Annotated in this window: 21 protein-coding genes; 9 read left to right on the plus strand and 12 right to left on the minus strand. The window is 30.3% G+C overall.

What is annotated here, in order from left to right:
* Positions 1–4: 4 nt before the first annotated feature.
* The 5 genes from sprA to H0I27_RS17175 all read left to right on the plus strand — a co-directional run bounded on the left by sprA (position 5) and on the right by H0I27_RS17175 (position 9,629).
* Positions 5–7,108: a cell surface protein SprA gene (gene sprA / locus H0I27_RS17155; RefSeq protein ID WP_254713107.1), complete on the plus strand. Its 7,104-nt coding sequence runs from the start codon at positions 5–7 to the stop codon at positions 7,106–7,108.
* Between the two features lie 27 nt (positions 7,109–7,135).
* Complete coding sequence (gene gcvH / locus H0I27_RS17160; RefSeq protein WP_218731845.1) at positions 7,136–7,516, plus strand: glycine cleavage system protein GcvH; 381 nt, start codon at positions 7,136–7,138, stop codon at positions 7,514–7,516.
* A gap of 58 nt (positions 7,517–7,574) precedes the next feature.
* Entirely contained in the window at positions 7,575–7,865 is a 291-nt protein-coding gene (locus H0I27_RS17165; protein ID WP_254712703.1) for a VanZ family protein, read from the plus strand.
* Between the two features lie 58 nt (positions 7,866–7,923).
* On the plus strand, positions 7,924–8,643 hold the full coding sequence (locus H0I27_RS17170; protein ID WP_218731846.1) for an energy transducer TonB: 720 nt from the start codon (positions 7,924–7,926) through the stop codon (positions 8,641–8,643).
* A gap of 110 nt (positions 8,644–8,753) precedes the next feature.
* Positions 8,754–9,629, plus strand: coding sequence for a S9 family peptidase (locus tag H0I27_RS17175; RefSeq protein ID WP_218731847.1), 876 nt, complete (start codon positions 8,754–8,756; stop codon positions 9,627–9,629).
* Positions 9,630–9,861: 232 nt separating this feature from the next.
* On the opposite strand, the gene H0I27_RS17180 is transcribed toward H0I27_RS17175, so the two are convergent.
* Positions 9,862–10,212: a toxin-antitoxin system YwqK family antitoxin gene (locus H0I27_RS17180; protein ID WP_218731848.1), complete on the minus strand. Its 351-nt coding sequence runs from the start codon at positions 10,210–10,212 to the stop codon at positions 9,862–9,864.
* 257 nt (positions 10,213–10,469) lie between these two features.
* On the opposite strand from H0I27_RS17180, the gene H0I27_RS17785 reads away from it, so the two are divergent.
* The 4 genes from H0I27_RS17785 to H0I27_RS17195 all read left to right on the plus strand — a co-directional run bounded on the left by H0I27_RS17785 (position 10,470) and on the right by H0I27_RS17195 (position 11,868).
* Positions 10,470–10,559 (plus strand): hypothetical protein, encoded by a 90-nt coding sequence (locus H0I27_RS17785; protein WP_368407328.1) that lies wholly within the window; start codon positions 10,470–10,472, stop codon positions 10,557–10,559.
* Positions 10,560–10,637: 78 nt separating this feature from the next.
* Positions 10,638–10,763, plus strand: coding sequence for a DUF1304 family protein (locus H0I27_RS17690; RefSeq protein ID WP_254713108.1), 126 nt, complete (start codon positions 10,638–10,640; stop codon positions 10,761–10,763).
* A gap of 21 nt (positions 10,764–10,784) precedes the next feature.
* Entirely contained in the window at positions 10,785–10,994 is a 210-nt protein-coding gene (locus H0I27_RS17695; protein WP_254713109.1) for a DUF1304 domain-containing protein, read from the plus strand.
* A 67-nt stretch (positions 10,995–11,061) separates the two neighbouring features.
* Positions 11,062–11,868, plus strand: a complete 807-nt coding sequence (locus tag H0I27_RS17195; RefSeq protein ID WP_218731849.1) for a mechanosensitive ion channel family protein — start codon at positions 11,062–11,064, stop codon at positions 11,866–11,868.
* A gap of 4 nt (positions 11,869–11,872) precedes the next feature.
* Here H0I27_RS17195 and tsaB read toward each other — a convergent pair whose 3' ends face one another.
* The 11 genes from tsaB to H0I27_RS17250 form a co-directional block, all read right to left on the minus strand.
* Positions 11,873–12,559: a tRNA (adenosine(37)-N6)-threonylcarbamoyltransferase complex dimerization subunit type 1 TsaB gene (tsaB, locus tag H0I27_RS17200; protein ID WP_218731850.1), complete on the minus strand. Its 687-nt coding sequence runs from the start codon at positions 12,557–12,559 to the stop codon at positions 11,873–11,875.
* An 85-nt stretch (positions 12,560–12,644) separates the two neighbouring features.
* Positions 12,645–13,976, minus strand: coding sequence for a TolC family protein (locus tag H0I27_RS17205; protein ID WP_218731851.1), 1,332 nt, complete (start codon positions 13,974–13,976; stop codon positions 12,645–12,647).
* A gap of 122 nt (positions 13,977–14,098) precedes the next feature.
* Complete coding sequence (locus tag H0I27_RS17210) at positions 14,099–14,284, minus strand: hypothetical protein (RefSeq protein ID WP_254713175.1); 186 nt, start codon at positions 14,282–14,284, stop codon at positions 14,099–14,101.
* Positions 14,285–14,312: 28 nt separating this feature from the next.
* Positions 14,313–14,852, minus strand: a complete 540-nt coding sequence (locus H0I27_RS17215) for a DUF420 domain-containing protein (RefSeq protein WP_218731853.1) — start codon at positions 14,850–14,852, stop codon at positions 14,313–14,315.
* Positions 14,845–15,546 carry an SCO family protein gene (locus tag H0I27_RS17220; protein WP_218731854.1) on the minus strand — a complete coding sequence of 234 codons (702 nt, stop codon included), beginning with the start codon at positions 15,544–15,546 and terminating at the stop codon, positions 14,845–14,847. The genes H0I27_RS17215 and H0I27_RS17220 overlap by 8 nt, the downstream gene beginning before the upstream one ends.
* On the minus strand, positions 15,543–16,208 hold the full coding sequence (locus H0I27_RS17225; RefSeq protein ID WP_218731855.1) for a hypothetical protein: 666 nt from the start codon (positions 16,206–16,208) through the stop codon (positions 15,543–15,545). Before H0I27_RS17225 ends, H0I27_RS17220 begins: the two co-directional genes overlap by 4 nt.
* A gap of 185 nt (positions 16,209–16,393) precedes the next feature.
* Positions 16,394–16,735 (minus strand): cytochrome C oxidase subunit IV family protein, encoded by a 342-nt coding sequence (locus H0I27_RS17230; protein WP_165731605.1) that lies wholly within the window; start codon positions 16,733–16,735, stop codon positions 16,394–16,396.
* A gap of 87 nt (positions 16,736–16,822) precedes the next feature.
* Positions 16,823–17,836 carry a cytochrome c oxidase subunit 3 gene (locus H0I27_RS17235; protein WP_218731856.1) on the minus strand — a complete coding sequence of 338 codons (1,014 nt, stop codon included), beginning with the start codon at positions 17,834–17,836 and terminating at the stop codon, positions 16,823–16,825.
* 56 nt (positions 17,837–17,892) lie between these two features.
* The gene (locus H0I27_RS17240) at positions 17,893–18,480 is read right to left on the minus strand and encodes a cytochrome c oxidase subunit 3 (RefSeq protein ID WP_218731857.1); all 588 of its coding nucleotides are present in this window, start codon (positions 18,478–18,480) and stop codon (positions 17,893–17,895) included.
* A 2-nt stretch (positions 18,481–18,482) separates the two neighbouring features.
* Complete coding sequence (gene cyoE / locus H0I27_RS17245; protein WP_218731858.1) at positions 18,483–19,385, minus strand: heme o synthase; 903 nt, start codon at positions 19,383–19,385, stop codon at positions 18,483–18,485.
* Positions 19,386–19,586: 201 nt separating this feature from the next.
* Positions 19,587–21,653, minus strand: a complete 2,067-nt coding sequence (locus H0I27_RS17250) for a gliding motility protein RemB (RefSeq protein WP_218731859.1) — start codon at positions 21,651–21,653, stop codon at positions 19,587–19,589.

The following is a 21,653-nucleotide window of genomic DNA, read 5'->3' on the forward strand; positions in this document are numbered from 1 at the left end:
TTTTTTGAAAAAAATATTTTTATTTCTTGCTTTTGCTTTCATAGCAAACACCTCTTATGCGCAAACAGATAAGGATACAGATTCCATAACAGTAAAAAAAGATACTCTAGACTTAAGATATAACTTTAAAAAAGAGCAAACTGGTGGTTTATTTTTAGATTATCTGGCAGAGAAAGAAATTATTTTTGATAAAGATTTAAACAGGTATGTAATTTTCGAAAAAATAGGTGATTACTACACCAAAACCCCCATTTATCTTACACAAAGAGAATACGCAGATTATCGTTTAAAACGAGATATGACGCAATATTACAAAGACAAAGTAAGTGCTACGAACTCTAACAAAAAAGGATCTAAAGAAGCTCAAAAAGATCTACTACCAACATATTATGTAAAATCTGACTTATTTAAAACTATTTTTGGAGGGAGTGAAATTAAAGTAACACCTACTGGAAGCTTAAATTTAAAGCTCGGTTTTATTTATCAGAATACAGAAAACCCACAATTATCCGAAGAAAACAGAAGTAGTTTTACGTTTGATTTTGATCAACAAATTAATGCAAGTATTCGTGCACAAGTAGGTACACGTTTAGATTTCACAGCAAATTACGACACACAATCTACTTTCGATTTTCAGAATTTAGTAAAAATTGGGTACGAGCCAACAGAAGATGATATTTTACAAGGAATAGAAGCAGGTAATGTTTCTATGCCTATTAAAAACTCTTTAATAAACGGAGCTCAAAGTCTTTTTGGGGTAAAAACACAATTAAAATTTGGGAACACTAATATAACCGCTGTTTTCTCTCAACAAAACTCAGAAAGTACCACAACTGTTGCAGAAGGTGGTGCTTCTATACAAGAATTTCAATTAAAGGCTACGGATTATGATAATGATCGTCACTTTTTCTTATCACAATATTTTATAGATAACTACGCAAACTCTCTTAAAAACTATCCTTTAATTAATAGTCAGGTTAGTATTACAAGAGCAGAAGTTTGGATTACCAATACAAGCTCTAGTACAGAAGATTATAGAAGTATTGTAGCTCTAGCAGATATAGGAGAATCTAATACGGATGTTTTGGTAAATCAAACAGGAGAAGTACAGCCAACAAGTCCGCCAACAACTACAGGTGGAAATATCCCAACAAACGAATCGAATAATTTATCTAATTTACTAACGACAACTAGTGGTATTAGAAATATTTCTACCGTAAATAGTACTTTACAACCTTACAACATGAGTGAGGGCACAGACTATTCTGTATTAGAAAATGCAAGAAAATTAAACACTAGTGAGTTTACGTTAAACTCTCAATTAGGTTTTATTTCTTTAAATAGAAGGTTAAACGATGGTGAAGTTTTAGCGGTTGCTTATGAATATACAATTGCAGGTGGCGTTTCTGGAAGTACAAAAACTTCTTTTAAAGTAGGTGAATTTTCTAACGATGGTATTCAAGCTCCACAAACTCTAGCTGTAAAATTATTACGTAGTGAAATCTTAAAAACTAACAGAGAGAGAGTTGTTAATGGTGCTACTATTACAGAATCTTTTCCTACATGGCGTTTAATGATGAAGAACGTGTATGCATTAGGTACTTTTCCTTTATCTCAAGATGGTTTCTATTTCGAAATTCAATACAGAGATGACCAAACAGGTATTTCTTCTAATGTTTTACAAAATGCAAATACAGCAGGCATACCTAACCTACCATTAATACAGGTTTTTAAGTTAGACCAATTAGACCAAAGTCAATATAGAACTCCAGACGGATATTTTGATTATGTAGAAGGTATTACCGTAAATTCTCAAAACGGATTTATCTTTTTCCCAGAACCAGAACCTTTTGGTAATGATTTAGTTCAACAGAACACCAATGATGTTGGTTTAGATGAAACGGTAGATAACAATTATTTATTTAAAGAACTTTATTTAAACACCAAAATAAACGCACAAAACAACTATCAAAATAAAGACAAGTATTTCTTAAAAGGATATTTTAAATCCGAAAATTCTGGAGGAATACCAATTGGAGCATTTAACGTACCAAGAGGGTCGGTTACAGTAACTGCAGGAGGTAGACAATTGGTAGAAGGTGTAGATTATGTGGTAGATTATCAATTGGGTCGTGTGCAAATTATAGACACTGGCTTGCAAGCTTCTGGAACTCCAATTAGTGTTTCTACAGAAAACAACGCGGTGTTTAATCAACAACGTAAAACCTTTATGGGGGTTGATGTTGAACATAAGTTTTCAGATAAATTTATTATTGGTGCCACCATTTTAAATGTAAATGAAAGACCTATTACTCCAAAAGTTAATTTTGGTTCAGACCCAATAAACAATACCATGTTTGGGGCAAATATAGATTACACTACAGAGGTTCCTTATTTTACAAAATTGGCAAATAAATTACCTTTTGTAGACACAGATGTACCTTCTAATTTATCGGTTAGGGCAGATATGGCATATTTGCTTCCAGGAACGCCAAGTGGTATTGATGTAGCGGGTACTGCAACTTCTTATATAGATGATTTTGAAGCTTCTCAAATACCAATTAGTATCTTATCACCATTAGATTGGCATGAGGCAAGTACTCCAAAATTTTTCACAGGTTTTAATGGAGATCAAGAAGATTTATCTTACAATTACCAAAGAGGAAAATTGGCATGGTATAATGTAGACCAAATTTTCTACGGAGCTGGAGATACACCATCAAATATTAATGCAGCAGAACTTTCTAGAGCAGAAACAAGACAGATTAATTATAGGGAATTATTCCCTAATGTGCAGTTAGATATTACACAGAACTCAGTAATAAGAACTTTAGATTTAGCTTATTTTCCATCTGAAAGAGGTTCTTATAATTTTGATACAGGTATTAATGTGAAAGCAGACGGAACTTTCTCTGACCCACAAAATAGATGGGCGGGAGTTATGAGAGCTTTAACAACCAACAATTTTGATCAAGCAAATGTTGAATATGTACAGTTTTGGGTAATGGATCCTTATGAAAATTATTCCATTACCGAGACAGAAGGTTTACCTATAGGCATGAATCCGGAAGATCCATCAAACCAAATTGGAGATTTATACATAAACTTAGGTAATGTTTCTGAAGACATCTTAAAAGATAGTCGTAAAATGTTTGAAAACGGTTTACCAGAAACTGGTGGAGAAATAAATACCGCAGAAACAACTTGGGGAAAAGTACCAACAAACTCATCTATAATTTATGCTTTTGATGAAAATGATGAGTCTAGAGCAAACCAAGATCTTGGATATAATGGTTTAAATGATGCTGAAGAATTTGCGAAGTACAGTACAACTCTTCCTAACTTTAGTAAATTAAACCCTAATGATCCTGCATCAGATAATTTTCAATATTTTAGAGGTAGTGAGTTAGACGCAAATCGTGCTTCTATAATTACTAGGTACAAAGATTACAACAATACACAAGGAAATTCTCCAACCTTAAATCAATCTACAGAAAGCTACCCTACTTCATCTACAACCTACCCAGATGTAGAAGATATTAATAAAGATCAGACCATGAATACCGTAGAAAGTTACTACGAGTATAAAGTTTCTATGAATAGAAATGATTTGGTTGTTGGAAAGAATTTTATTGTTGATAAAAAAACAACAGATGTAACTTTAGAAAACGGAGCAAACCAAACAACAACTTGGTATCAATTTAGAGTACCTATTAGAAGCGGAACACCTGTAAATGGTATTTCAGACTTTAATAGTATTCGTTTTGTTAGAATGTTTTTAACTAGTTTTAAAATACCAGTAGTACTTCGTTTTGGAGAGTTAGATTTGGTACGTGGAGACTGGAGACGTTATACAAAAACATTAGACGAATCTATTTCTACACCAGAAGATTTAGATGAAAATGAATTAAAAGATTTTGAAGTTGGTGTTGTAAGTATAGAGCAAAATGAAGGAAGCTACATTCAGCCTCCAGGAATAGAAAGAGAGCAATTACAAGGTAGTACAAGCGTACAATTACAAAATGAACAATCTGTAACCTTAAAAGTAAATAATTTACCTGCAAACGAAACCAGAGCCATTTATAAAAACATAAGCATTGATTTAAGACGATTTAAAAATTTAAAAATGTTTATGCACCTTCAAAAAAATGAAGGAGCTCTTGCTATTAATGACAATGATTTTTCTGCAGTTATAAGATTAGGTACAGATTTAGATGATAACTTTTATCAAATAGAACTCCCTTTAAAAGTATCTCAAAATGGTACTTCTGCTTTAGATATTTGGCCAGAAGCAAATAATTTAGATGCTTTTCTAGAAACTTTTGGATTGGTAAAATTAGAAAGAGACAGAGCTGGTGTTGCCATTACAGACATCTATACTTCTATTGAGCAAGATACCGAAATACCGTATACAATTTCAGTAAAAGGAAACCCAACTTTAGCAGAATTAAAAACAATTGTTTTAGGAGTAAAAAACAAAACAACATCGCCAATTAGTGGTGAGGTTTGGTTTAATGAGTTGCGTTCTTCTGGTTTTGATAATGAAGGTGGATGGGCAGCTGTACTAAATGCAGATGCAAATTTTGCAGATGTAGCAAATGTATCTTTATCTGGTAGTATGTCTACCGTTGGTTTTGGTAATGTAGAAGACAGAGTAGGACAACGTAGTTTAGATGAAACAAAACAATATGATGTTGCTACTACTATAAATTTAGGTAAAGTATTAACTCCTAAAAAATGGGGAATTCAATTGCCAATGAGTTATAGTATTGGTGAACTTTATATAGATCCAAAATACGATCCTCAGTTTCAAGACGTAGAATTAGCAGATGCTTTAGGTGAAAATGAAAATAGTGAGTTTTCTAGAGATTATACCAAAAGAACAAGCATTAGCTTTACAAACGTTAAGAAGAATAGAAATCCTAATTCTACAAAAAAACCTAAGTTTTATGATGTAGAAAACGTAGCTGTTTCTTATGCTCATAACAAAGAATATCAACGAAATTACAACATTAAAAAACGTATTAACGAAAGTGTAAGAGCTTCTGCATCTTATAATTTTAGTTTCGATTCTAAACCATTTGAACCATTTAAAAATAATGATTCTATTTTTAGAAATAAATATTGGCAGCTTATAAAAGACTTTAATTTTAATCCAATCCCTAAAACTTTTGCAATTAATTCTAGTATCAACAGAAATTATAACGAACAACAATCTAGAAATTTAGTTTCAGGTTTATCCGCTCAACCAGAATTAAAACAACGTAGATTTTTATTCGATTGGGATTATACCATCGGTTTCGATTTAACAAAATCGTTACAAGTAAACTTTAATGCAACCAACAGTTATATTTACGATACTTTTGGTAGCAATGATGAAATACAGGTTTTTGATGACTTTTTTAATACCGGAAGAGCAAATCATTACCATCAAGCATTAAACGGAACGTATAATTTACCTATCGATAAAATTCCTTTTTTAAAGTTTATAAAAGCAGACTATGCATATACTGCAGATTTTGACTGGCAAGCAGCTCCTCAAAATACGATAGACGTTAATGGTGTTGATGTCCCTTCTGTAAACTTAATAGGAAACACGATACAAAATGCAAATACACACAATTTAAATACCACTATTAATTTTGATGCTTTTTACAAAGGGCTTGGTTTCGAAAAATTATTATTGACTAAAAATCAACGTAAAAGTGCAAAAGGAGATCAAGGTACTGGTTTACCAAGAACTCCTGGTAGAGTTAAGCAAAACAAAAAATTATCTATCGGTAAAAAGATCTTAAAAGGTACTTATGACGTTCTAACTTCGGTAAAACAAGGGAAGATAAGTTATTCAGAAAACAATGGTCAATTATTACCAGGGTATACAGAAGATGTTGGTTTTTTAGGAGGTGCTCCTACTTCTTTTGCTTTTGGTAGCCAAGTAGATATTAGAAATAAAGCTTTAGAACAAGGTTGGTTTGTGTCTCGAAACAATGGAGAAGAATATTATAGTAAAACTTACAGCAAAACACATTACAATAAATTAGATTACACATTTACATTAAAGCCAATAAAGGATTTAAATATAGATGTTAGAGGTAATAAAATACAAACAAGAGATCTCTCTCAGCAACTAGACCTTGTATCTGGCAGCAATGAATTTGAAAATACCCCTTTCTTTGAAACGGGAAACTTTAGTACCAGTTACTCTATGATTTCTACTGCATTTACAGACGGAGATGTTTTATTTCAGAATTTAAGAGATTATAGAAGTATAATTTCAAACAGATTAGCTACAGAAAATTTAGTACCTGCAAGTGGTTTTGGAGCCAATAGTCAGCAAGTTTTATTACCTGCATTTGTAGCTGCTTATTCTGGTAAAAGTCCAGATAAAGTAAATACCGGTCTTTTTAGAGATATCCCTATACCTAATTGGACATTGCGTTACAATGGTTTAATGAAGTTTAATTTCTTCAAGAAAAACTTCAGTAATTTTGTAGTTTCACATGGTTATAGATCTTCTTACACTGTATCTAGTTTTACCAATAACTTACAGTATGATGCCAATAACCCGTACGCAAATATAAATGCTGCCAACAATTATGAATCAGAATTATTAGTATCTGCAGTTACTTTAGTAGATGAATTTTCTCCACTAATTAAACTAGATATGAAAATGAGAAACTCATTCTCTTTAAGAGGAGAAATAAAAAGTGACAGAACGCTTACTATGAATTTTAATAACAGCACCTTAACAGATATTTCTGGAACAGAATTTATATTTGGAATGGGATATGTTTTTGAAGACGTAAAATTCAATACTCGTTTTACAGGAAAGAAACAAACACTAAAAGGAGATGTCAATTTAAGAGCAGATGTGTCTTTAAGAGATAATATTACACAAATTAGATCTGTAGATGAAGATAATGATCAAATTAGTGGTGGACAAAAACTTTTTTCTATTAAATTTACCGCAGATTATAGATTAAGTAATAGTTTAACCGCATCATTCTATTACAACCATCAAACATCTAGATATGCAATCTCTACCACTTTTCCTAGACAAGCGATTAATGGAGGATTTAATATTATTTATAACTTAGGAGGAAATTAAACATAACAACAAAAACTATTTAAAAAAATGAATTTACCATCAGAATTAAAGTATACTAAAGACCACGAGTGGATTAAGGTTGAAGGAGACGTAGCAACTGTAGGAATTACAGAATTTGCACAAGGAGAATTAGGAGACATTGTTTATGTAGATGTAGATACTTTAGACGATACTGTAGAAGAAGGAGACGTTTTTGGCTCTGTAGAAGCTGTTAAAACAGTTTCAGACTTATTTATGCCTTTATCAGGAGAAGTAATAGAATTTAATGAAGAATTAGAAGAGGAGCCAGAATTGGTAAACTCAGACCCTTATGGAAAAGGTTGGATGATTAAAATTAAAATATCAGATAGTTCACAAATAAATGATTTATTGGATGCTGCAGCGTATCAAGAGCTTATTGAAGGATAACCTTTTTATCATTGCGATATTCATAACAATTACAATTGCTTATTTGAGTTTAAGGAGAATGCCTAAGATAGAAACTGGTATCAATAACGTTGATAAAATATATCATCTTATTGCCTACTTTACACTTTCTGTAACTTGGTTATTCTCTTTTTATAGAAAACCAACTCTAAAATATGTGATTGTTATTTGTTGTATTTTTTTTGGCATAATTATTGAAGTTTTACAACAGACATTAACTACATATAGAACAGGAGATTATAAAGATGCAATAGCAAATACAGTAGGTATTCTCTTAGGTTTTATTATTTTTAATCAAATTTTGAAAAAAATTACAGTTAATTCATACTAAGACTTGTATATAAACCAATAATTTAATTAAATTAGCGAACTATTAAAAACTCTTTACAATGGAAATTAAAAAAAACCCGAAATCAAATTTAGAAAATTACAGTAAAATTTTTATGCAAATAGGTTTGGTTTTAGCACTATTTGTAACTTACGCAGCTATAGAAAACAAAACTTATGATAAAGTTATTGGAGACTTAGGTACAGTGAGCATGAATGCTGATATGGAAGAAGAAACAGTTATTACTGAAAAAATAGAACCTATTAAACCAAAAACTCCACCACCTCCAGCACCAGAAAAAATAGAAATTGTAGAGGATGAGGAAGAAGTTGAAGAAACTGTAATCGAATCTACTGAAACAGATGAAACCGAAGCTGTAGAGGTTGAAGAAATTGTAGAAATTCAAGAAGTTGAAGAAGTTGTAGAAGATGTAAGTTTTATGATTATTGAAGATGTACCTGTATTTCCTGGATGTAAAGGAAGTAAAAACGAGTTAAAAGCTTGTTTTAGTAAAATGGTACAAAAGCACTTCTCTAGAAAGTTTGATGCAAATTTACCAAACGAATTAGGATTATCTTCTGGTAGAAAAAGAGTATTTATCGGTTTCAAAATTGATAAAAACGGTAATATTGTTGATGTTAATGCAAGAGCTCCACACCCAAAAATTAAAAGTGAAGTTATTAGCGTAATGAAACAATTACCTAAAATGAAACCAGGTAGACAAAGAGGTAAGCCAGTAGGAGTAAAATATAGTATTCCTTTTACTTTAATTGTAGAGTAATTTATAATACATTATATAAAAAAACGTTTAGAGTTAAAACTCTAAACGTTTTTTTATGCCTTAAACTTTTTTAATGTCTTATAATATTCATAAATTATAGCAAATTAAATATGAAAACTTACTTAATATTAATATTTTCAACTCTACTTTTATATAGCTGTAACCAAGAAATTAAAAAAACAGAAAACTTCTCACCTTTAATAAACTACCAATATCTGATTAAAACAAATAACGATTTTAAATTACCTACTGAAACTTATAAAATACGTTACAAATCAAATGGTCTTGAAATAACTGGTTTTCTAACAATACCAAAAGATTTACAGAAATATCCTACCATAATTTATAACAGAGGAGGTAATAGAGATTTTGGTACTTTTACGACTAAAAGTTTAATATATCAACAATACTTATCATCAAATGGTTTTATAGTACTGTCTTCTCAATTAAGAGGAAATATGCACAGTGAAGGAAAAGATGAATTTGGAGGAAAAGATTTAAATGATATCCTTAAACTTATTGAAATCAATAAATCCCTCAAATATTCTAATCAAAATATTGGAGTATTCGGAATATCTAGAGGAGGTCTAAATGCATACCAAATTTCGAGATTAACCGATGAAATTAAAGCCATTGCAGTTGTTGGTGCCCCAACGGATCTAAGACTTGATTTTGATACTCGTCCAGAAATGTATGAAAAAGTATTAAAAGAATTAATTGGTGACACTATCAATTTTAAAAAGGAGTATGACTATAGGTCTCCAATAAAATGGGTAAATGAGATCAATGAACCAACGCTTATTTTACATGGATCAGATGATTGGAAAGTAAAGCCCATAAATGCAGAACTGATGATTAAAGAAATGAAAAGACTGAATAAGGAGTTTGACTTTCAAATTGTTGAAAATGGCGACCATGGATTAAATACTCACCGTAATATTAGAAATGAAAAAGTAATAAACTGGTTCAGAAAGTACTTAAAATAACCTGATGTAAAGATACTTAGCATAACAATCTCATTAAAGAAACTGGAATAAAAAATAATAGTAGATACTCCATTCTTATATTTAAAACTAACAAAGTATATTAAAACAGTTCTAATTTAGAACCGAAAACGTTTTAATAAATAACCAAGTGTAGTTAGTCCATAAAAAAACTCCAAAAAATTACTTTTTTGGAGTTTCAATAGCCCGTTAATTGGCTAAACAAAAATAAAAATTATTTATTAGCAGCTAATTTAGCTTCATGTTTCCATAAATTTACGCTAACAATTGCATTGTTATTATAATTAATTTCTTTTAAAGATTCATCATTCCAAACAAACCACTTTCCTACTTTTTTGCCATCATTGTATTTGGCAATTTGAGTTTTGTTTCCGTTTTTATCAAAACGAGTCCATTGACCTGTTAATTTTTTATCTTTAAAGTACCCTTCAGTACTAATAGAACCATCTTCGTAATAATAAGTAGCTTTCACTAAATCTCCCTCTATGGTATAAGTTGTTTCTCTATCTTGTGCGTATCCTATTGTTGCTACACAAAGAACTATAAGTGTTAGTATATTTTTCATGACGATAATTTTTTATTGTTATATTACATGTTCAAATATACGTGAAAAATTACAATTAAGCAACCTTTTGGTAACATTAATTTAACATTGGAGTTTTAAGAATAAAAACAACACATTTACTATATATAAATTTAAACCAAAGATGATGGCAGTTATGAAGGTTATCTAAGTATTAGCTATTTCTTAAAAAAGTTGGGAAGAAGCGACTAGAGTAACAGTAAAAGAAGCCTTTTACATCGGTAAAAAATATAAGATCTATTTTTTTACAATCGCAAAGTGCTGTTGTAAATAATGATGAGATTACTGAATTTATAGTAAACTTAAAAATCACATTAGAAATAAATTAAAAGATAAATCAACTTACTCTAAATTTTTCACATCAAATTAAATCGATTTACTCAATACAACACAATGAATACAATACAATGAATACAATACAAATAATTCTTATTAGCTTGGTTGTTATTATCCACATGTACATCGTCTATATAGAAATGGCTGTTTGGACTTCAGAAAAAGCAATGAATGCCTTTGCTATAAAAACCAAATAATTTGCAAAAGAAACAAAGTCCATGGCCGCAAACCAAGGTTTATATAACGGTTTTATAGTTGCTGGATTAATATGGTCTTTAATAGCTGTAAAAGTAGATGTTGCAATCTTCTTTTTGTCTTGCGTAGCAATAGCAGGACTTTATGGTGCCTATTCTATCAAGATAATTCGCATACTTTATGTACAAACAATACCAACAGCACTAGGCATTATTTCACTTTTAATATTATAGTTAAACTTTTTCTTGTTCAATAAGAAACCTTTATTTTTGCATTTAATTTATAAACAGAAGATAAAAAATGAAAAAATATTTAGAGTATTTAGAAAAATTAATTATTGAATATACGCCTAAAGTATTAGTAGCATTAGCTATTTTAATTATTGGTTTATTAGTTATAAAACTAATTGTTAAAGGTGCTAAAAAGGCAATGAATAAGGGTGGTATTGACACTACTCTTCAAACTTTTTTAAGTAATTTACTTGGTTGGGTACTAAAAATATTATTAATTATAGTTGTTATTTCTAAACTAGGAGTAGAAACAACCTCTTTTGCAGCAATTATAGCAGCAGCAGGTTTAGCTGTTGGTTTAGCACTACAGGGATCTCTTGCTAATTTTGCTGGAGGTGTTTTAATTATGATTTTTAAACCTTTTAAACTAGGTGATTTTATTGAAGCACAAGGAGAAAGCGGAACTGTAAAGCAGATTGAAATCTTTACAACGAAACTAAACACTACAGATAATAAAGAAATTATAATTCCTAATGGAACGTTATCTAATGGTAATATTGTTAACTATAGTACAGAAGCTACTCGTCGTGTAGATTTTACATTTGGTGTAGGGTATGATTCTGATATTAAGAAAACAAAAGATCTTCTTTATGGCATTCTAAACAACCATCCATTAATTTTAAAAACTCCTGCTGCTGCAGTTAATTTATCTGAATTAGGAGACAGTTCTATCAATTTCTTTACCAGAGGTTGGGTAAAAAAAGAAGACTACTGGACAGTTAAGTTTGAAGTTATGGAACAGGTAAAAGAAGCTTTAGATGAAGCCGGAATCGATATTCCTTATCCACACAGAGTAAACATCAACAAAAACGAATAATATTTTAAAAGGTAGGTTTCTTTTTCTTTTCAGGAATAACCACAAAATCTTTTAAGTAAAATGGTTCAAAATAAGCGACATCTTCGATGTCGTTTTTTTTGTACTTATCATAAGATAATTTTGCCATTTCTTTCGCAGAAGGGAACATATCATCAATAAAAACTGCATTTTTATGGGTAATTATTTCTTTACATTTATGAGCTCCATCACCTAAAAAGTAAACGGTATTTGTTTCTAAATAATCAGAAAAAGAATTTTCATCAATTATCTCTGCTTTAATATCTCTAATTTGTTCATATTTTTCATTAAAAACCGCAGCATAAACCTCCATTCTTCTAGCATCTAACATCGGTATAATAATGCCTTTTTCTAAAGAAGTAGCATATGCTAAAGATTCTAATGTTTTAATAGAAATTAAAGGCTTATCAAAAGCAAAACAAAGCCCTTTTGCGGCAGAAACTCCAATTCTAAGACCAGTATAAGACCCCGGTCCTTTACTAACGGCTACAGCATCTATTTCAGTAGAAGTAATATTTACTTCATTTAATACATCTAAAATAAAAGGGTGTAATACTTCTGCATGAGAATAATTACCATTATTCAATTCTTTTATTGCTATAACTTGCCCGTCTTTTGCAAGACTTACAGAGCAGTTCTTGGTTGCGGTTTCTATGTTAAGGATAATTGCCAATTGTTCTATTTTTATGCAAATATAAGTTATAGAAAAAAGAAAACCTCGCAAATGTGCGAGGCTTCATAAGGAATCTTTATTTTATTTATTCTAGAATCAATTCTCCAGAATAGAATTGTAATACTTTCGTTTTAAAAACATAATCGTATTTAGAGCGTATCATGGTAGCTTCTGCATTTACCAAACGGGTTCTTACTTGATCAAAATCAAACAAAGTAATGGTTCCGTAATTATAACGTTCTTGTGCATTTTTAAAAGCTTCTTTTTGTGCTTCTAAAGAAATGTTTGAAGCTTCGTAGGTTTTTAATGCAGACTTAACATCTAAAAAAGATTGTTCTATCGTTTGCTTTAAATTTAATTTTTCACTTTCTAATTGAGTTTCAGAAATCTCTTTATTAATCATCGATTTAGCGACACTATTTTTTGTTTGAAATCTGTTAAAAATAGGAATACTAAGAGAAACACCTAATCCGTGTTGTAACCTATCTTCAAACTGGGCAAAGAAAGAAGAGTTCGTTTGATTTGGTAACAAGTTATTAAACTGATGATAATAAGAATTACCAGAACTAACAGAATATGATAAAGTAGGTAAAAAAGCTCCTTTAGAAATATCAATATTTAAATCTGCATTTTCTATTGCCAATTTAGCTCTTTCTATTTCTGGCATTTCCTCTAATGATTTTTCATATACGTCATCAGAATTTTTAAATAATAAAGTTGATGTAGGAGTACCAACATCTATAGAAGTAATATCGAAATTTTGAACCGGTACTTGTAATAGTTGCGCTAAGTTTAACAAAGCTAAGTCTAACGCATTTTCTTGTGCAATAACATTTTGTAAGTCTGTAGCAGCTGTAGATTGCGCGTTTAAAAGATCTCCTTTAGCAATAACTCCAGAATTAAATCTACTCTCCGCAGCTTCAATTTGTTTTTTACTAATCTCATACTGCACTTTACCAGAACTTAAATTTTCTTTAGCAAATAATATATTTAAATAACCATTTACAACAAATAAAGAAATATCATTTTCTATCTTCTTTAAATCTAACAAACTAGACTTTACACCTAACTGAGCTTGTTTATAAGTGTTCGTATTTCTAAAACCATTAAAAATAATTCCACCACCAGATAAACTTAAACTAGATGAAAAATTATTTGTGTTTTTTAATACTCCGTTTTCATCTGAAGATAAACCTGCATTAAATCTTCCTCCAGTAGAAAGGTTTAAGTTTGGTAAAAAATTTCCCTTAGCAATAGCAACATCTTTTTTAGCTAGCTCTAAGCTTAATTTATTTTGTTGGATAGAAATATTTTTCTCTAAAGCTTGATCTACACATTCTTTAAGTGTCCATTGTTTCTGTGAAAAGGTAGTAATAGTGGTTAAAAAAGCTACAAATAGGATCAATTTAGTTTTCAAAACGTATTATTTTTTAGTTGATATAATATAGATTGTAATTACAAAAGAATAACTTTTCTTTTGAAGTTAAAAATAAGACGACTAAAAGTAAAATTTGTTACAAAAAAAAAACACTTATAATCCTATTTCTCATTTATCCTTTTATATTTATAAATTACAAAAAGCAAAAGACCTACTAAAAGATAGGGAAATACCATTAAATAGGTTATTCCATTATTAATACCTTCTGCCATAGAACTATCTCCATTTTCTACAACAGCTTTACACATTGCACATTGAGAAAATGAAATTTTCGATGTAAAAAACATCATCAAAAAAAATACTAAAACTCTTTTTTTATACATAGTAAGGAGATATCATTAAATAGACAATTACACCAGTAACAGCAACATACAACCATAAAGGAAAAGTAAATTTGGCTATTTTTTTATGTTGTGGAAAATTACCCAATTTTGCTCTCATATAAGTTGTGAGTACAAAAGGAATTACAATTATTGATAAAATAATATGCGTGAATAAAATAAAATAATAAACGTATTTTATAATCCCTTCTCCTCCAAAAGATGTAGAATTTGAACTCATATGATATCCAATATAAAGCAAAAGAAAAATAAGAGAACATGCTATTGCAACCGTATTAAGTTGCTCATGTAATTTTATATTTCCTTTTTTAACTGCAATAACTGCCGCTATTAAAAGAACAGCTGTAACGCCATTGATAGAGGCATAAATTGGAGGTAAAAATGTTAACGGTTCTACATTAAAACCTAAATCTTTTAGATTAACACCAAACAAAGCTGCAACAGCTATAGGAATTACAATGGATAAACCAGTTATAATTTTCTTATACTTTTTTTCTTGTGCTAAATTACTCATTCAACAAAATTTTAATATCTTCTTTTAATTCTTTAACCTGATCTGCAAAACCTTGTTCAGACAAAGCTCTGTAATACATAATAGGATTACCGTACTCGTCTTTTCTAGATCTAATATTTCCTTCTTTATCTACCAAAGCAAATAAGCCAGAATGTTCAAAACCACCATGTTCTTCAGCACCTTTACCTGCAAACAGTTTAAAACCTTTATTAGCTAAATCATACACTACCTCTTCCCCTTTACCCGTTAATAAGTGCCAGTTTTTATGTGTAATCTGATTCACTTTAGCATATTCCTTTAAAACTTCTGGAGTATCAATGTCTGGTGTTATAGAAAAAGAAGCTATTCCAAAATTATTATTGGAAGCAAATTTATCTTGAATTGTTACCATTTTCTTATTCATTAGAGGACAAATGGTTGGACAAGTAGAAAAGAAAAATTCTACAACATACACCTTGCCTTCATAATCTTTATTGCTAATAGTTGTTCCGTTTTGATCTATAAATTCAAAATCTGGAACTTTGTTAAATGTGTATAAGTCATTTTTGCTTGTTCCTTTTTTATCAACCTTATTCAATCTATCTTCTTGGACAAGATCATTGTCGTTTATTCTGCTATCTAAGTTTCTAACAACATAAATTCCGAATAAAAGAATAATAAATGAAACACCTATATAAGAATACTTTTTGTTCATAACCCTACTTCTTTTCTATCTGCTTTGTTCTTATTATTTTCTTTAAAAGCGGCATAATACTCGTAATAAAGTACCAATACATCATCTTTTAATTTTGCGTTTAACACAGAAACTGAATTCATATTATAGCCAAATAATTTTCCATCAACACTATCTGCATCTTTCACTCTACCTCTTAGATCTCCATTTTTATCAATCAAAAAAACATTAGATGTATACAAGTTAGATAATGTATCATTTGAATTAAACCCAGCGTGTAATGCTTTAATTTGTTCTTTAGAGCCTGCTGTAAATTTCCATTTTACCATATCCGTAAAAGCACCTATTTCTTTTTTTAGAACAGCTACCTCATTCTCTTTTCCTTCTGGATAAACAGCAATGATTTGAAATTGATTATATTCTATAAATTTCTTATAAATTTTCTCATTCAAATTAAAGAATCCCCCCTTATTAGAATCCATATCGTTTCCTAAAAAACAAACAACAGAAATCTTGCCTTTAAATGTGTTTGATGAATCTAACGTAGAAATATCTACAACATTGCTTGTAACAACAGGTAGTTTGCTAAAATTATTTGTTCCGGTTGATAAAATTAAAAAACAAATTAATGGGAAAATAAAAAGTAAAAATAAAACAACTCTTTTTTTAGTAAGTTTCATCATTGTTAAAAATTATAAATTAACCGCAAAAAGCGTAAAGTTTTTTTTTATCACCCCAGGTAAGTTCTTTCTAAGTCTTAATTGGTAATAAAGAAATTCTAGATATTTTATTGTTAGTCTTAGATTATAAGAACCTATATTTTGTATATAAAAAAAGGTGGTTAAAACCACCTTTTTAAATTTTTAAATTACCATTTTACAAGTGGTGCTAAAACGCTATGTAAATAATTACCTTCTATTAAAAAAAGTGTTAATAAATAACAAATTAAGAAAACAGAGGTCCAAACTACAGAACGTCTTAACCATTTATTTTCTGCTTCTAAGTGCATAAATGCCCATGCAATGTAATAAGCCTTTACTAATGTTAAAATGATAAATATCCAGTTTAAAGGACTTGTACCTAAAATACTAGTAAGGTGTAAAGATGCTGGTTTTATAATACCTAATACAACCTCTACAGTAGTTATAAGTGTTAATAGTACTAAAACTATCCAGATTCTTTTTGTGTTTGATTCGTGTGCGTGTGCCATTTTTAATCTTATTTTAGATTCCTACTTTCACAGGAAAGACAATTTAATTAGAACTTTTAGGCAATGCCTAGAGGTCTTTATTTTTTTTTATACTAAGTAGAAGAATGTGAATACAAATACCCAAACTAAATCTACAAAGTGCCAATACAACCCTACTTTCTCTACCATTTCATAATGTCCTCTACGCTCATAAGTACCTAGTACTACGTTAAAGAAAATAATGATATTAATGATAATTCCAGAAAGTACGTGAAATCCGTGAAAACCTGTGATAAAGAAAAAGAAATCTGCAAAACTTGTGTTTCCATATTCATTAACTTTTAGGTTAGCTCCTTCAACAACCATTTTTGTTTTGGCTAACTGCGCCATTCCTTCTTCTCTAGAAAGGATGATCTTTTGTTTTGTTGCTGGGTCAATCAATTCTGAACGAATTAATACGTCTGGATTTGATTTGTATGATTCCTGAATTTGAGCAACAGAATACGTAGCAATCGCTTCTTCTTTCTCAAACCACAATCCGTTTTCTCTTTCGTGTAAGACTCTTCCGTCTGTTCTTTCTCCTACAACAAAATCAGACAATGCTATTTGATGAAATATTGGTTCTCCATCGGCATCAACACCATCTTGTGTTGCAAATTGTAAAAGTCTACCATCTGTAGTTTTTACAGCACCATAAGTACCATTAATAAAGTTTTTCCATTCCCAAGCTTGAGAACCGATAAAAATTACTCCAAAAATAATAGTGGCAAACATGTACCAAGCTACTCTTTTTTGTTTCATTTGATGACCTGCATCAACGGCTAAAACCATTGTTACAGAAGATATAATAAGAATAAAGGTCATTAATGCAACATAATACATTGGTGCATGTACACCATGTAAACCAGGAAAATGTGTAAACACTTCATCGGCGATAGGCCAAGAATCCATAAATTTAAATCGTGTTAAACCGTAAGCGGCTAAAAACCCTGAAAAGGTTAAAGCATCAGAAACGATAAAAAACCACATCATCATTTTACCATAACTTGCTCCTAGTGGTTTTTGTGTACCACCATTCCAAGTATCTTTACCATCTGTAGGTATAGCAATATTTGCTTCCATATAATAATCTCTGTTAATTAATTCTTAGTTAGTTTGCCAAAAATAACTATTTTTCATCACCTAATAAAATAGAAAAAGAAAAATAGATAAATCCATAGTATATCTACAAAATGCCAAAAGATTGCACCTAGTTCAAACCCAAGCATATTGTCTGATTTGTATTTGTATTTAAAATGATTATAAATAACAACCAAAAGCACTAGAACACCTGCCAACAGGTGTAAAATATGCATAAATGTAATTCCTATTATAAAAGATGTTGATACAGTACTCTCTGGTCCTGTAAAAAATAACCCTACACTTTTTAACTGATTAAAGCCTACATATTGTTGCCAAATAAACCCTATCCCTAACAATAAAGTAACAACAATCATCACTAAAGAGAGCTGTCTTTTATCATTTTTTAAGAATTTTTGTGAGAAAAAAAGCGTAATACTACTTGCAATAATTAAAAATGTACTGATATAAAATGATTGCGGTAAGTTAAAAGTAACCCAATCATCTCTTTCCATACTTATTACATAAGCACTTGTTAGTCCTGCAAAAAACATCACCATACTAATCATGGAAATCCATAACATAGGTTTTGCAGTCTTTTTCTTAGCAATCACTAATTCTTCTTCTATTCTCTGTTCTCTTACCATTATTAATGTAAAAATTTATCAACTACGTATACAATTTGCACTACTGTAATATATAAAACACTAGACAACATTAATTTTCTAGCATCAACGTTATCTTCACTTTTATGCAACTTAACACCAAAATATAACATATATACTCCTAAAAGAGCAACAATTACAGCTGTTATTGGGTGAATGTAAAATGCTCCAGATAATTTTAAAACTGGAGAAATCGATACCAATATCATTATTACTGTGTAAAAAATAATCTGTTTTACGGCTCCTTTATTTTTTTGCCCCATTGGCAACATATTAAAACCTGCTTTTTTATACTCTTCATGTTGTAACCAACCAATAGCCCAAAAATGTGGAAACTGCCAGAAAAACTGAATCATAAACAAAAAACCTGCTTCCATACCAAATTGATTGGTAGCAGCTACCCAACCTAACATAAAAGGAATGGCTCCCGGAATGGCACCAACAAAAACAGATAAAGGTGTTACTGGTTTTAAAGGTGTATAAACACTTGTATATAAAAATATGGAAATAGCACCAAACAAAGCTGTTTTAGCGTTGATACTATATAATATTGACAACCCAGATACTGTAAATAGTATTGCAATTGTAAGCGCAACATTAACAGACATTCTACCGGTTGGTAAAGGTCTATTTTGCGTACGTTTCATAATAAGGTCTGTATCTTTTTCTATGATTTGATTAAATGCATTTGATGCACCAACCATAAAAAAACCTCCAATGGCTAACATTAAAAGCGTAAAATAATTTACAACATCTATAGCCAATAAATAACCGGCAACGGAAGAAAATACAACACTTAATGACAAACCAACTTTTGTAAGTTGTTTAAAGTCTGAAATTATAGCTTGCATAGATATTTTATTGTCTGTAATTACTGTTGATTCCATTCTATAAAAATAGTTTGCAAAGATATTTGATAATTATGACTTTACCATCCTTTTAGTTGGGTTTTAACTATAAATAAAAAACCCACTCAATAAATTGAGTGGGAAAATTGCTATGAAAAAGAAAAAGTGTGACTTAATTAAAAATCACACTGCAAATGTATGTATAATACTCTTATGTTTTTCTTAAAAAAATATTAAAATTTAAAAATCGAAATACCAATTAAACAAATCGGCTCTTACCCCTACTGAAAACCAAACATTAGAACCAGATGGATAACTTGTTAAATCTGAATCTGAAGAGAAGTTTCTGTAAGATAAACCCGCAAATAGATTCGTATTCGTAGAAGGATTTATTAAATAATTGGCTTGTACGTCTGCAATAAAGACATTTGCAGCATTACCTTGTGCAAGCTCTATACCCGTATCTGACAATCTATCGTTATAAGATTGATAAATATCACCACCATAACTTATTGCCTGATCTTCTAAATCGAATCCCTTTTTACCTACAATAATTTTTGCACTACCACTCCATCTATCTTTTTTATATCTAGCAATAGCAATTGCTTCCCAAAAGTTAGCACCCCACAAATGCCCAAGAGGCTGACTGTAATTACCGTAATTTAATATTGGTGATTTATGTGCAAAGGTATAAGGACGAGCACGATTGTACTCTAACTGTAAAAATAAGTTTTCTACTTTAAAAGCATCAAAGTATTTTACACCTAATTGATATGCGAATTTATGTTTCCAATCGCTCATGTCACTAAAGTTCCCTACAGAAAACTCATCAATTACTAATTGAGAATATAAAGAGACATTATTATTTAGCTTATATTTTCCTGTTAAACCAATAATTGCGTTTCCAGAATCTTCACCTCTATTAAATTCTAAAGACCTATAAAATATAAGTGGGTTTAAGAAACCAGCATCCATTCCATTCTCTCCGGCAGAAATTGCAGTTTCAAAAAAGCCTAAATTTAATTTATCTGTAACATTCACACTTAAATAATGAGCTGCGACATACTTTCTTGCATGTTCATTAGGATCTGATACTGAACTTAAAGATGGTTCTGTATTCCACATCCAAATATTGGTGTATTGTATTTTCCAAATATCTAATTTCATTTTTAAATAAGTAGTTGGAGAAGAAACATCAGACAAAATAAAAGATCTATATCCATCTCCTATAAAGTTTTTACCGTTTCCAAACTGAAACTGCATGTATTTATTTGGTGTATATGCCAAATAGCCTTCTGCAACAGGGTAATCGTGTGAATCCTCTTTAAACCCTTTTGTCTTCCCCCTTCCAGGAACTAAACCTTCGGAATTTTGGGGTCTTACATTGGCTGCATTATTTGTTACAAAGCTATTTACATATTCTGCAAACCTACCTTGACTTTCTGCATAAGTAGTAGAAAATGAAAAGTTGTTTCCAATTTCTCCATTTACATTTACAATTCTAGAATTATTAAAGGTGTAATCTACATCAGAATTGTCTTTTCCCATTTGAACATCAAACAGCAAATCTACCGTAAGCCAATAATCGTCTTTTTTTACTTGTACCAAATGCTCATTCCAGACCTTTTTACCTAACCAAGTTTCTTTATTTGGTTTTAAAAATTTCTTTTTTTCTTTAGTTAAATCGTAATATGGCTTTATATCATCATAAGTATAAGGTTTAGACGCGGTGTGCGTTCCTTTTGCTTTGTGCAACGCAAATTCATAATCTACATAGCTTCTATGTGTAAAAGGTATGTTTAGTTTACTACTATGTTCTAAAAAAGTAGAGTCTGCAATTCTCTTTTTTGCTACAACATCTATTAAGCTTTCTTTTTTAATTTCTAATGTAGTATTGTCTACAACAACATCACTATCATTCGTTAAAGGAAATTTAATAGGAAGCTCGAATTTCATTTCTATTGCATGGTCATTATACCAAGCAGGTTTAATTTTCGAAAACACCTTAAAAGCTCTCTTTACTTCGTCTCTAATTTCATCGAAAGGCGTGTCTACATAAATTAATTTAAACTCCCCTTCTGCTGTAACAGCAAAAATAGTATTGGCAGAACCAACAAAACCTTCTTCTTTTGCAATTGCCGGTGTTTCAAACTCTGCAAAAAACAGTTCTCTTGTTTGGGCATAGAAACAATCTTTTAAAGATTGAACTTCTACATCTTTACAAGCATCAAAAACGGGGTACTTTTCTTCTTGAGCAAAATATATTGAGGGAAATAATAAAACTAGAAATATGTATTTTTTTATCAT

Source organism: Polaribacter sp. HaHaR_3_91 (assembly GCF_019278525.1).
GTDB lineage: Bacteria > Bacteroidota > Bacteroidia > Flavobacteriales > Flavobacteriaceae > Polaribacter.